This window comes from Peptoniphilus rachelemmaiella (assembly GCF_943169845.1).
GTDB classification, from domain to species: Bacteria; Bacillota; Clostridia; order Tissierellales; family Peptoniphilaceae; genus Aedoeadaptatus; species Aedoeadaptatus rachelemmaiella.
The window spans coordinates 58,456-70,456 of the sequence record NZ_CALPBW010000006.1; the positions used below are offsets into that span (position 1 = coordinate 58,456).

The following is a 12,001-nucleotide window of genomic DNA, read 5'->3' on the forward strand; positions in this document are numbered from 1 at the left end:
TCCCCAACGGATATTATAGAGCCAACAAAAACGGCCCCTTCTGCGTGAAAGCGGAAGGGGCTTTTTGTGTGGGAATTTTTTGCAAAGAAAAAGCGGTTCCGAAGAACCGCAATTTTATATGTAGCCATGCACCCGACTTTGCACAAGTCTTCCACGCGTTACCGAGAGAGTTAACTCAGCGTAGGCGAATCTACGTCACATAAGCGGACTTCCTTAGTGCTGCTTCCGTCAAGACCTGACACGGTTCGAAAGGGCTTATTGCGTAGGACCCACACATCAACATCACTTTTCTCGGGCAGGCCGCAAAAGAAATGCGCTGGATCGGGAATTCAATCTTGTTGTAGCGGATTACAAGTTACAGGGTGCCGCTAATTCCCCATCTAGCATGGCAAACTTTTCCTGGCGGAGAGAGGGGGATTCGAACCCCCGATACGCTATTAACGTATACCCGCTTTCCAGGCGAGCGCCTTAAACCAACTCAACCATCTCTCCATTGGATTACAGTATATGATTATACGGTGGAATCGGTTTGTTGTCAAGGGAAAGTTCAAAATTTGTAAGCTTACCAATCACCTTTGATGGAAATGGCCCCGGCAGTCAGGCGAAGGGTGCGGCCTTCAACGGCGACGAGAAGGGCGCCGTCGTCGTCGATGGCTTCGGCCACGCCGGTGTATTCAATGTCGCCTTTGGCGAAGCGAATGGTTTTTCCGATGGTGAGGTTGTACTTGCGGTAGGCGCCTAAGATGTCATCGGCAGGCTGTTGAAGTCGGGCGTAGAGGTTGTTTAAGATATCCGCCGCCAATTGATTTCTGGAAATGGCAGAAGAAAGGGAGCCTGCGGCGGGAAGGGATTGTTTTTCGAATAGGCCTTCCGGCGTGGTAATGTTAATGCCCAGGCCGATGACGTAGCGGGCTTTGCCGCCGGAAAAATTCGCCTCTGTCAGGATGCCGGCAATTTTTTTGTGATTGCAGTACAGGTCGTTGACCCATTTAATCTTTATATCTTCGTCGGTTTGCGCCATTAAGGCTTCTTTTAGGGCTACGGCGGCGGTTATGGTAAGCAGTGCGGGATCGGATACGTCGCCCTCGTGAATAATTGTCGAGAGGTAAAGGCCCATGCCGTAGGGGGAGAGGAAGGATTTGCCTACGCGGCCCTTGCCCGCCGTCTGCTCTTCCGCCGCCATAAAGGAAAAAGAGGGAAGGGGTGCGTGTGCGTCTTCTCTGAAGATCGCGTCGTTGGTGGAGTCCACCCGGTTTTTTACCAAAACGGCCACGTCTTTTAACTCGCTTTTCAAGTGATTTTTAATGATCGCTGCATCCAGTGCTTCGTGGTTTTCGAATAAGCGGTAGCCACGATTGGTGACGGCGTCGATGCGGTAGCCGTCTTGCCTCAGGGCTTTTATGGCCTGCCACACGGCGGCGCGGCTGATGTTTAATTTTCCGGCCATGTCTTCGCCGGAGAGATAATCGTCGGCCTCTTTCAGGGCTTGCAGAATGTAATCTTTATTTTTCATCAGGCCATCCCCGGGTAATCCAATTGGCGCAAAGCTTCAAAGAGAATAATGTTCACGGACACGGATAGATTTAAGCTACGGCCGAAATCCTTTAACATGGGAATGCGAATGGCCGTCTCGTCGTGGGCCTTTAATAACGGCTCGGGCAGGCCCTTGGTTTCTTTGCCGAAGACCAAAAAATCGCCGTCTTGAAATTCAATGTCGCTGTAGCGCTTATGGGCTTTGGTGGAGGCAAAGAAGAAGCGGTGGTCTTTGTATTCTTCCATGACCTCTTCGATGCTGTCGTGGTAGCGGATGTCCACGAGATCCCAATAGTCCAGGCCGCAGCGTTTTAAATGCTTGTCGTCGACGGAAAAGCCCAGGGGCCGAACCAAATGCAGCACGCTTTTCGTCAGGCCGCAGCTTCTGGCGATGGCGCCGGTGTTGTGGGGAATTTCAGGTTCAACTAAACAGATGTGCAATGTCATATTTACCTCCAAAATGCGTTTATCTTTTCTATCATATCATCCACTGAATCGACGGTTTCAATCCGCCAATGGGCGGGAAGCAGGTTGCGAATGTCGGGGTGCAGGTAGCGGTCGTCTAAAAGAAGAAGTTGGCCTCGATCGCTATGGGAGCGAATGATGCGCCCGGCGGCCTGCACCACTTTCGTGAGCCCGGGATAGGTGTAGGCATAGGCGTAGCCGTCTTTTCCTAGCTGATTGAAGCGATTTTTGATGAGCTCCCGCTCTCGAGAGAGGCCGGGCAGGGACAAGGTGAGGATGCTCACGCCCATGAGGGCTTCGCCGGAGAGGTCCACCCCTTCGGAAAAAGCGCCGCCCATGACGCTGTAGCCGTGAACCGGGCGTTCGTTTCTGAACCTTGCGATGTAATCGGCCCGCGCCTTTTCCGTCATGGCCCGTGCCTGATCGTGGGCGCTTTCCTCCCAAGTTTGGCAGGCGGAATAGACCTGATCTTTGTAGGCGTAGGAGGGAAAGAAGTGGATGAAATTGCCTTCTCGCGTCGTGGAAAAGGCCTGTAAGTAGCGGCTGATCTCCGAAAGGGTGCGTTCGCGATCCTTGTACCTGGTGGATAAATGGGGCGGATGCAAAATCAAGAGATGGGCGGGATCGAAGGGGCTGTCCAAGACCATGGTTTTTCGTGCCTCTCCCGCGCCTAAGCAGTGGCCGTGGTAGTCCATGGGGGAGAGAGTGGCGGAAAAATACACCGCCGACTGAAACAGTTCCCGCCGGGCGGAGAGCACCTGCGACGGATCCAAGCACAAAAGATGCAGCTTGTTTTTCTCCGGCACGAAGAAAGTGAAGCGGGTTTCATCGTAATAAAGGTTTAAATTCTGCCAATCCAAGAGGCGGAAGTAGAGTTCGAGAAAATCCTCATCCGGCTCCTTCTTCAGTCGGGCAAGGTAGCTCGCCGCCTCATCAATGAAATCCTCCACGGCTTCTGAAAAGTCGTCGTCTAAGCCATCGTAGGTCCTGTCTTCCGCGGAAGCTGTGGCGCGGATCTTGTCCGCCAAATCGTCGGCAAGGGCTTCGATTTTTTTCGTCGGGTAGTCTACGGATTCCAGCTCTGCGACGGAGAGGCTGCCGGAGTACATATCTCGGCCCCGATCGATTAAATTGTGGGCCTCGTCCACGAGGAGGCAGGTGGCTTTCAAGCGGTCCCGATCTTCCATGAGGCGCTCCAAATAGCTTTTCGGATGAAAGACGTAATTGTAGTCGCCGATTAAAATCGAAGAGAGATTGCTGAGATCCAAGGCGAATTCAAAGGCACAGAGTCGGTGCTTCTCTGCGTAGCGGGCCACGGTGGGCCCGTCAAATAAATCGGCGTGATCGTAAATATCGATCATGCCGTCGAGAAGGCGGTCGTAGTGGCCTTTGGCGTAAGGACAGTCCTGTGGCGTGCAGCTGAGCACGTCGTTTAAACAGGCCTTCTCCTTGGCCACAAGCTCCGTACTTTTGATGCGCAGCCCCTTTTCGCGTAGAAGGGCCAATGTTTCCGTGGCCACGGTTTTTTGCGTGGAGCGGCCGGTGGCGTAGAAAACACCCTCTAATAGCCCTTCGCCTACGGCTTTTACGGCGGAAAACAAGGTGGCAATGGTCTTGCCGATGCCCGTCGGTGCCTGGGCGAGGAGGGTGCCTTCTGTTTGAATCATATTGAAAACCGCCACGGCCATGTCCCGCTGGCCCGGGCGAAAACCGTCGTAAGGAAAATTGAGTGCCTTTGCCGAGGCGAGAGACAGGGCCTCGAAATCGGTGAGGCGCTTTTGAATCCGCTGAAACCGCGCCATAACCTCGTCCATAAAGGTGTTTAGCTCGTCGAAGGAAAGGCATTTTTCGTAGCGAAACACATCCTCGTCTTCGATGCGAATGTAGGTGAGGCGCAGATGCACTTCATCGAGGCCCTTGGCCCTGGCGTAGAGGTAGCCATAACACTTTAGCTGGGCCCAGTGAAGCTCGTCGGGCCTATCGTCGATGGCATCTTTCGTGTAGACCGTCGACTTAATTTCATCCAAAAGATGGGCGTCTTCGTCGACGCCGTCGATGCGGCCTTCCAAATGGATTTCGCCGCCGTCGTAGGCCACGGTGCCTGAAATCTCCACCTCCGAATCAAAAGAAGGCGGATAGGCCCTTTGCAATTTTTGGTGGAGGCGAATGCCTTCCTGTGCCCGCTTGTGAGACAAAAAGCCGCTGTCGATGTCGCCGCTTCGGAGGGTAAAGGCCACCAGCTTTCGTACGGACCAATGGTTTTTCATAATATCACCATCATCATTATACACGCTTTTTGCCTTGCGAGTGAATCGCCGCCCGCGTATAATGTGGCAAGGAGGACTTAAATAATTATGGAAACAAAGGACAGAAATGACCTCATTCAATACGGCCTGGCCTTGGTAAAAGAGGGACTCACCTTCGGCAGCGGCGGAAACTTATCCGTCAGAAGCGACGACAGCATGAGCTTTTTTATTACGCCGTCGGGCATGGCCTACGACAGCCTTAAAAAAAGCGACCTTGTACGCATGGATTTAGAGGGCAATATTTTAGGCGGCGAGCGCAAGCCCTCCTCGGAATGGCATATGCACGCGGCGATTTACCGCGCCCGCCCCGATATTCGCGCCCTCATTCACTGCCACAGCAACTATATCAGCGCCTTTTCCACTCTGGGTGAAGATTTGGGGCCCATCAGCTATTTAATCGCATCGTCGGGGGCTGCAACTGTGCCTCTTGCGCCATACGAAACCTTCGGCACCGAAGCCTTGGCCCGGTCGGCGGTAAAGGCTATGGGTGATACGTCTAAAGCGGTGATCCTCGCCAATCACGGACTCATTGCCGGCGGGAAAAATTTAAAAGAAGCCATGGGCCTGACTCGTGACTTGGAATTTTGTGCCTTTATGTATATGACCGCCTTGGCGACGCAAAAGCCCATTCAATTCATTCCCGAAGAGAAAATCGATGAAGTTCTCGAAAAACTGAAGAGCTACGGCCAATAAAGCATCGACGAGAAATCGTCGATTTTTTAATTGATAAGATGAGTATAATTATCGTTTAAAAAATTTCATAAGATGAAATTTTACAACCGAGAAAGGGAAAAGAAGCGACGGTGCGGAAAAACGTACAGAAGCAAAAAGGGCTAAACGATCGCATTTATCTTTTAATATAAATTTTACGACCCTTTGGACGAGCGTGCACCGGATACGGATTCGAATGAAATAAAGGTACAAAGCCGAAAATCATATAGGATGACGCCTATCAATATCAGTTAGCAATTCATTAAGGGCAAATATTCCTAAAAACGCAAAACAATTGTATATAAGAAAACGTTGGAAATAAGTAGATTACCGATAGTTGTACATAGCAGGCAAAAATTATTTTAAGAAATTGTAAAAATAGTATTGATAAATGATAATAAAGGTGATATGATACGGAACAAAGAGGTGATTATTATGAAAAAGAAGTTAATCAGTTTAGGCGCCGGCGTTGTGCTTGGCGTAGTCGGAGACAAAATTCTCAAATCCAATGCAGTAAAGAACTTAGCAGTTTCCACCGTTAGTGGAGGCCTCAAGGTCAAAGAAGGCATCGACAAGACCATCGAAAAGGCGAAAGAAAACGCCGAAGATGTCGTTGCTGAAGCAAAGGTCAAAAAAGCAGAAGACGAACGAGCAAAAAGAGAAGCTGAAGAAGCAAAAGAAACGGCTGAAGATTTAGCAAAAGCGGCAGAAGAATCTGACTGTGTCGCCTGCGACGTAGTGGAATAAGATGAAGGTCGCCATTGCCCATCGTATCCCGGGTCGTACGCGTTTTTCTACGACGTACCAACTGTCTTATGAAAGGGCCAACAAGATCAAGTATCTTTTGGAGCAAGTGCCCGGGGTATCTTATGCGAAAGTATCTCCCGTATCCGGCAGCATCATCGTCAATCACGACGATGACGCCGGATTAAAAAGAGCTTGTCGCACCCTGTTAGATTTGAAGCTCGCGTCCTTAGATGATTTCGAAATCGAGGACACGAGCTACATTCCCCTTGAAGAAAAAGAATTGTTCCACATCGTGCGCGACGCCTTCGAAGTGCGTTTCGTCATGAAAAACTTTTTGCCCTACCCCTTGGGAACCATCGTGACCTTGGTGCGGGCATCCAGGTTTATTAAACGTGGCTTGGTCGCACTTTACGAACGCAAGCTCAATGTGGAAGTCTTAGATGCTGCGGCCATCGGTGTATCCCTGGCCACAAACGACTTCGGCGCGGCTTCTTCCATTATGTTCCTGTTGAATTTAGGCGAAAAATTGGAAGATTGGACCTTGAAGAAATCCCAAAGCGATTTGGTTCGCACCTTGGAATTAAACATCGACAAGGTCTTTGTCGTAGACGGAGAAGAAAAATACGTCAAAAACCTTCGCGACATCACCATCGGCGATGTTGTAGAAGTTACCATGGGTACCACCATTCCCGTAGACGGCACCATCGTCAAGGGTGTGGGTACGGTAAACCAATCCTCCTTCACCGGCGAAAGCGTGCCGGTTAAAAAGGAAGAAGGCAAAACCGTCTTTGCGGGCACGGTCCTCGAAGAAGGCATGTTGCACGTAAAGACCGAAAAACTTTACAATGAAAGCCGCATCAACAACATCATTAAGATGATCGGCGAAAGCGAAAAGAATAAATCCATGGCACAGAAAAAAGCGGAAAACATGGCGGATTCTCTGGTGAAGTATTCCTTCCTCGGAGCGATTATTTCCTATGCCCTGACCCGCTCTGTGCATAAGGCCAAGGCCTTCTTAATGGTAGACTTTTCCTGCGCACTGAAGCTGACGATCCCCATTGCCGTTATGAAAGCCATGAGCCAGTCCGGACAAATGGACGTTTTGGTAAAAGGCGGCAAGTATTTGGAAAACTTAGCTCAAGCGGATACCATTGTCTTTGACAAGACCGGGACGTTGACCAAGTCTACGCCGACGGTTGAAAAAGTCATTGCCTTCGACGGCCGTTCGGAAGATGAATGCCTTCGAATTGCCGCCTGCCTGGAAGAACACTTCCCCCATTCCATCGCCAATGCCGTTGTAGATGCAGCCATTAAACGGAATTTGCGTCACGACGAAATGCATTCCGAGACGGAATACATTGTGGCACACGGCATTTCTTCGAAGATCGACGGAAAAACCGCCCTCATCGGCTCGGCGCACTTTATTTTCGATGACGAAAATGTGCACCTGCCCCCGGCGAAAGAATCCGTTATCGAAGAGCTCAAGGAAAATTATTCCCTTCTGTACCTGGCGTATGACGGCGAGTTAATTGCCGTGCTGTGCATTGCCGATCCCATTCGCGATGATGCGAAAGAAACGGTGGATGCCCTGCGTCAATTAGGATTTACCAACATTGCCATGCTGACCGGCGATGCGGAAAACTCCGCACGCTTCGTGGCCAATGAGTTGGGTCTGGATTACTACCGCTCACAAGTCCTTCCCGAGGACAAGGCGGAGTACATTCAATCGCAAAAAGCCATGGGCAGAAAAGTTGTCATGATCGGCGACGGGATCAACGATTCCGTGGCCCTGTCCGGCGCCGATGTAGGCATTGCCATGCATAAAGGCGCAGATATCGCCCGAGAAATCTCAGATATCGCCATCGGCAGCGACGACTTGGCCTCCATTGTAGAAGTGGTGAAGATCGCCAAGGAATTGCAAGCACGAATTCAACGGGATTACCGCAAGATCATCTCGTTTAATTCTCTTTTAATCGCACTGGGCTACTTCGAGGTCATTACCAATACGACCTCGTCCTTCCTGCACAATTCGTCTACTGTGGCCATCGCCATGGAAAACATGCGGGATTACGCCGTGTCTTAAAAGAAAGTACGACCGACTTTGAAATAAAAGAAACTTCAACCGACGAATCATCGATTCGGTTGAAGTTTTTTAATGCCATGAAACGGTCCCGTTACGCAAAAAGCACAGTGGCTTTGTGATTCAAAGATGCCCCAAACGCTTTATCTCAGAAAAAAGGCCATAAAATAGAGAATACAGTATTCAAAAGGGTATAAATAATGATATAAAGAAAGTTCAGAGAAGAACGGGAGGGCAACACATGATTGAATTTGTCGACGTGGCAAAGATTTATAAAACCCAAACGGCCGTTGAAAATATAAGCTTTAAAATAAATGACGGGGAGTTTATCTGCGTCATCGGCACCTCGGGATCGGGGAAGACGACGATTATGCGTATGATTAATCGCATGACCGAGCCGTCGAAGGGAAAAATCTTCATCGACGGTGAAGACATTATGACGAAAAATCCGGTGAAGCTGAGAAGAGAAATCGGCTATGTCATTCAGCAGATCGGTCTTTTGCCCCACATGACGATCTATGAAAACATCACCCTGGTCCCGTCCCTTTTAAAGTGGGATGAAGAGAAAAAGCGAGACATCGCCGAGGCCTTGATTCAAAAAGTCGATCTGCCGGTGGCGTATTTGGATAAGTACCCGAGCCAGCTGAGCGGCGGCCAACAACAGCGCATCGGCGTCGTGCGGGCCCTGGCTGCAGATCAAAACATTATTTTAATGGACGAACCCTTCGGGGCTCTGGATCCCATTACCAGGGAGGCACTGCAAAATTTAATTAAAAACATACAGAAAGAAATGGGGAAGATCGTGGTCTTCGTAACCCACGATATGAATGAAGCCTTAAACCTGGCGGATCGCATTTTAATTATGGACATGGGCCACATGGTGCAGTACGATACGCCGGAAAATATTTTAAAAAACCCGGCCAATGACTACGTTCGCGGCTTGTTGGGGGAAGACAATTTAAATAAGGCGAAGACCTCTTACAATTCCGTCGAGACCATTATGATTCGCGACCCTGCTTACATTAATGAGGGGGAAAGTACGCGGGAGGCCCTGAAATTAATGCGGAAAAAACGAGTAGACACCCTCTTTGTCACCGACAGGAAAAATACGCTGAAAGGTGTCGTGGGTATTTTCGAATTAGGGAGGCTGGGCCGCATCGATACCCGTGTTTCGGAAATTATGAACGATGCCGTCTCCATAAAAAACACGACGAAAATCATCGAAGCCATTCACCTCATCGTGGAGTTGGGCTATCGAAACCTGCCCGTCGTCGATGAAAAGGGAAAATTGGTAGGCATCGTCACCCGCGCCTCCGTCGTCGATACAATTTACAACAATATTATCGGCGGTGATGCAGATGATTAATTTCTTTGCGGAAAATTATCGCCTCATCGGCGAAAAATTGCTGGAGCATTTGTCTATTTCGGCGATTTCCCTGGCCTTGGGCATTCTCGTCGCCGTGCCATTGGGCATTTTGCTTTCAAAGTATGAAAAGATTTCAAAGGGCGTCATGGGCGTGGCGTCGGTGCTTCAGACGATTCCCTCCTTTGCCCTTCTCGCCATGATGATTCCCATATTTGGTGTGGGAAAGAAGACGGCCGTCTCCGCCCTGTTTATCTACTCCCTGCTGCCCATCTTGCGAAACACCTTTTTAGGCCTCACCTCCGTCACCCCGTCGGCCGTGGATGCGGCCAAAGGCATGGGCATGGAAGAAAGGCAAATTTTGACGAAAGTAAAAATTCCCTTGGCCCTGCCGGTGATCATGGCGGGGATCCGCCTGTCGGCGGTCTATGTTCTGGCATGGACCACCCTGGCCGCCTATGTGGGTGCCGGGGGATTAGGAGACTTCATCTTTAACGGACTCAACAATTACGTGCCGCCGATGATTCTTTGGGGCACGATTCCCATTACCGTGCTCGCCCTTTTAACGGACTACCTGTTCGGGAAATTGGAAAAGCGGTTGTCGCCATACAAGGGAGGTGAATGAGATGAAGAACATGAAAAAGCTTCTTCTAATTTGTTTTACATTCCTTTTGACGGCCTGTTCTCTGCCGGGCATCTCATCTTCCGTAGACAATGACGTCATCGTTGCATCGGGCACCTACACGGAAAGGCAGGTATTGGCGGAGATCGTCACCCAAATGGTGGAGCACAACACGGATTTAAAGGTGAGTCAGGTTAAAAATCTGGGCTCCACCACCATGACACACATCGCCATGGAGAAAAAAGCACTGAATGTGGTCGGCGGCATGTATACCGGCACGTCCCTTACGGGAGAATGCGGTATGGTGCCGGAAAGAGATCCGGAAAAGGCCATGGAATCGGTGCGGGAAAGCTATTTAAAAAAGTTTAACCGAATTTGGTTTCCGTCCTACGGCTTCGACAATACCTACGCCTTTATGGTGACGAAAGACTTTGCCCGCGCCCACAACTTAACGAAAGTGTCTCAACTGAAAGGCATCGCCGACGAGGTGAAAGTGGGCGTGGATTCCTCCTGGGTGGAACGGCCCGGCGACGGCTACGAAGCCTTTAAGGCCACCTACGGCTTTGAGTTTCCGCATTTTTACGCCATGGATATCGGTCTCGTTTATTCCGCCTTATCCGGTGGGAACATGGATGTGGTATTGGGCTATTCCACCGACGGGCGAATCAATTCCTATGATCTCGTGCTTTTGGAAGACGACTTAAAGCTTTTCCCTGCCTACGATTGTTCTCCCGTGGCTTCGGTGGAGATACTGAAGAAGCATCCGGAGCTCATTGAAATTTTACTGAAATTAAAGGGAACCATCTCTTCCGAAAAAATGCAGGAATTAAACAAACTGGCATCGGAAGACCGTATGGAGCCCCAAGTCGTAGCCGAGGAATTTTTAAAAGCGAACAATTACTTCGACGATGTGAAGGTCGATCAAAAGGAACTGGAACGAATCCGAGGTGAAGTCAATGGTTAATGAACTCATAAATTATTACGCCACGAACTTCAACTACATTGCGGAACAATTTTCCCGCCACTTCCTCATTGCCATTTACGGCGTGCTCTTTGCCTGCATCGTGGGCATTCCCTTGGGATTTTTCATTTCAGGGAGAGAAAAAATCAGAAACATCGTCATGGCCGTCGTGAATGTCATTCAAACCATACCGGGGCTTGCCATGTTGGCCATTTTAATGATGCTCATCGGCATCGGCGCAAACACCGTGGTCTTGTCCGTGTTTTTGTACGCCCTCTTGCCCATTATTAAAAACACGATCACCGGCATCGACGCCATCGATCCCGGCATCATCGATGCGGCACGGGGCATGGGCATGACCCAAGTGCAACAGGTGATGAAAGTGGAATTTCCACTGAGCATTTCCGTCATCATGGGCGGCATACGCAACGCCCTGGTGGTAGGCATCGGCGTCGCCGCCATCGGCACCTTTATCGGCGCCGGGGGCCTGGGCGATATTATTACCCGAGGCACGACGGTGGCCAACGGCTCCGCCATTATTTTAGCCGGCGCCATTCCCACGGCCCTGATGGCCATCCTATCCGATGTGTTTCTCGGGTGGATCGAGAAGAAATTAAAGCAATAGCTAAGGCACGCTTCCGCCAATTTCATAAAAGAGAAAACCCGAGGCTCGGAAATTCCGAATCTCGGGTTTTTTAATGGAAACATTTTGAGTCGATGCAGGCAACAAAAAACGCCCCCGAAAGGAGGCGTCGGATCAGATCACTGATCGTCAATTAAAGTTCAACGACATTTTCCCAGAGGCCGTGGATGTTGCACATGCTCAGTGCGTAAACGGTGCCCTTCTTTTCGCTCTTGAAGCAGGTGTTGACTTCGGGAACAGTAAAGACGTCGCTTTCGCCGTGTGCGTTGAATTCATAGCTGCCGACTTCTACAGGTGCTGCAGCGCCTTCAGCCTTGAAGAAGACTTTGATCCAGGAAATGTGGTGTTCCAATGTGTTCGGGTGTTCGATTTCCTTGCCGACGGCAACGGAAACTTTAACGAAGCCGCCTTCGAAAGAAGCTTCGATTTCGGGAACGTGTTTTTCGTTCTTAAAGTCGCCGGATTTGACGGTTTCGGTTAATTTTGTCATGAATTATTACCTCCCAGTAATTCTAAGTTTTATTTTACGATGTTTATATACCCATTATTTCAAAAAAACCACAGTGATTT

Annotated in this window: 11 protein-coding genes, 1 tRNA gene and 1 other RNA gene; 7 read left to right on the plus strand and 6 right to left on the minus strand. The window is 49.9% G+C overall.

Features of this window, described 5'->3' with window-relative positions:
* Positions 1 to 124: 124 nt before the first annotated feature.
* From ffs to KO087_RS03850, 5 genes are all read right to left on the minus strand, one after another.
* Positions 125 to 389: signal recognition particle sRNA large type (gene ffs, locus KO087_RS03830), an RNA gene on the minus strand.
* Positions 390 to 400: 11 nt separating this feature from the next.
* Positions 401 to 492, minus strand: a tRNA-Ser gene (locus KO087_RS03835).
* A 70-nt stretch (positions 493 to 562) separates the two neighbouring features.
* Positions 563 to 1,513 carry a biotin--[acetyl-CoA-carboxylase] ligase gene (locus KO087_RS03840; protein WP_215507880.1) on the minus strand — a complete coding sequence of 317 codons (951 nt, stop codon included), beginning with the start codon at positions 1,511 to 1,513 and terminating at the stop codon, positions 563 to 565.
* Positions 1,513 to 1,980 (minus strand): tRNA (cytidine(34)-2'-O)-methyltransferase, encoded by a 468-nt coding sequence (locus KO087_RS03845; protein ID WP_215507882.1) that lies wholly within the window; start codon positions 1,978 to 1,980, stop codon positions 1,513 to 1,515. Before KO087_RS03845 ends, KO087_RS03840 begins: the two co-directional genes overlap by 1 nt.
* Before the next feature lie 2 nt (positions 1,981 to 1,982).
* On the minus strand, positions 1,983 to 4,265 hold the full coding sequence (locus KO087_RS03850; protein WP_215507884.1) for a helicase C-terminal domain-containing protein: 2,283 nt from the start codon (positions 4,263 to 4,265) through the stop codon (positions 1,983 to 1,985).
* A gap of 87 nt (positions 4,266 to 4,352) precedes the next feature.
* Here KO087_RS03850 and KO087_RS03855 point away from each other — a divergent pair, with 87 nt between their 5' ends.
* The 7 genes from KO087_RS03855 to KO087_RS03885 all read left to right on the plus strand — a co-directional run bounded on the left by KO087_RS03855 (position 4,353) and on the right by KO087_RS03885 (position 11,413).
* Positions 4,353 to 4,997 carry a class II aldolase/adducin family protein gene (locus tag KO087_RS03855; protein WP_215507886.1) on the plus strand — a complete coding sequence of 215 codons (645 nt, stop codon included), beginning with the start codon at positions 4,353 to 4,355 and terminating at the stop codon, positions 4,995 to 4,997.
* Positions 4,998 to 5,450: 453 nt separating this feature from the next.
* Positions 5,451 to 5,762, plus strand: a complete 312-nt coding sequence (locus KO087_RS03860) for a DUF6110 family protein (RefSeq protein WP_215507888.1) — start codon at positions 5,451 to 5,453, stop codon at positions 5,760 to 5,762.
* A gap of 1 nt (position 5,763) precedes the next feature.
* Complete coding sequence (locus KO087_RS03865; protein WP_215507890.1) at positions 5,764 to 7,845, plus strand: heavy metal translocating P-type ATPase; 2,082 nt, start codon at positions 5,764 to 5,766, stop codon at positions 7,843 to 7,845.
* A gap of 238 nt (positions 7,846 to 8,083) precedes the next feature.
* Positions 8,084 to 9,208 (plus strand): ABC transporter ATP-binding protein, encoded by a 1,125-nt coding sequence (locus tag KO087_RS03870; protein WP_215507892.1) that lies wholly within the window; start codon positions 8,084 to 8,086, stop codon positions 9,206 to 9,208.
* Positions 9,201 to 9,830, plus strand: a complete 630-nt coding sequence (locus KO087_RS03875; RefSeq protein WP_215507894.1) for an ABC transporter permease — start codon at positions 9,201 to 9,203, stop codon at positions 9,828 to 9,830. The genes KO087_RS03870 and KO087_RS03875 overlap by 8 nt, the downstream gene beginning before the upstream one ends.
* A gap of 1 nt (position 9,831) precedes the next feature.
* Positions 9,832 to 10,791 carry an osmoprotectant ABC transporter substrate-binding protein gene (locus KO087_RS03880; protein WP_215507895.1) on the plus strand — a complete coding sequence of 320 codons (960 nt, stop codon included), beginning with the start codon at positions 9,832 to 9,834 and terminating at the stop codon, positions 10,789 to 10,791.
* Positions 10,784 to 11,413, plus strand: a complete 630-nt coding sequence (locus KO087_RS03885) for an ABC transporter permease (protein WP_215507903.1) — start codon at positions 10,784 to 10,786, stop codon at positions 11,411 to 11,413. The genes KO087_RS03880 and KO087_RS03885 overlap by 8 nt, the downstream gene beginning before the upstream one ends.
* A 151-nt stretch (positions 11,414 to 11,564) precedes the next feature.
* On the opposite strand, the gene KO087_RS03890 is transcribed toward KO087_RS03885, so the two are convergent.
* Complete coding sequence (locus KO087_RS03890) at positions 11,565 to 11,921, minus strand: desulfoferrodoxin family protein (protein WP_215507905.1); 357 nt, start codon at positions 11,919 to 11,921, stop codon at positions 11,565 to 11,567.
* Between the last annotated feature and the right edge of the window lie 80 nt (positions 11,922 to 12,001).

Excerpts from the sequence above, each read along its gene's own strand:
- KO087_RS03840 (WP_215507880.1), bottom strand. The coding sequence starts at position 1,513 with ATGAAAAATAAAGATTACATTCTGCAAGCCCTGAAAGAGGCCGACGAT.
- KO087_RS03845 (WP_215507882.1), bottom strand. The coding sequence starts at position 1,980 with ATGACATTGCACATCTGTTTAGTTGAACCTGAAATTCCCCACAACACC.
- KO087_RS03850 (WP_215507884.1), bottom strand. The coding sequence starts at position 4,265 with ATGAAAAACCATTGGTCCGTACGAAAGCTGGTGGCCTTTACCCTCCGA.
- KO087_RS03855 (WP_215507886.1), top strand. The coding sequence starts at position 4,353 with ATGGAAACAAAGGACAGAAATGACCTCATTCAATACGGCCTGGCCTTG.
- KO087_RS03860 (WP_215507888.1), top strand. The coding sequence starts at position 5,451 with ATGAAAAAGAAGTTAATCAGTTTAGGCGCCGGCGTTGTGCTTGGCGTA.
- KO087_RS03865 (WP_215507890.1), top strand. The coding sequence starts at position 5,764 with ATGAAGGTCGCCATTGCCCATCGTATCCCGGGTCGTACGCGTTTTTCT.
- KO087_RS03870 (WP_215507892.1), top strand. The coding sequence starts at position 8,084 with ATGATTGAATTTGTCGACGTGGCAAAGATTTATAAAACCCAAACGGCC.
- KO087_RS03875 (WP_215507894.1), top strand. The coding sequence starts at position 9,201 with ATGATTAATTTCTTTGCGGAAAATTATCGCCTCATCGGCGAAAAATTG.
- KO087_RS03880 (WP_215507895.1), top strand. The coding sequence starts at position 9,832 with ATGAAGAACATGAAAAAGCTTCTTCTAATTTGTTTTACATTCCTTTTG.
- KO087_RS03885 (WP_215507903.1), top strand. The coding sequence starts at position 10,784 with ATGGTTAATGAACTCATAAATTATTACGCCACGAACTTCAACTACATT.
- KO087_RS03890 (WP_215507905.1), bottom strand. The coding sequence starts at position 11,921 with ATGACAAAATTAACCGAAACCGTCAAATCCGGCGACTTTAAGAACGAA.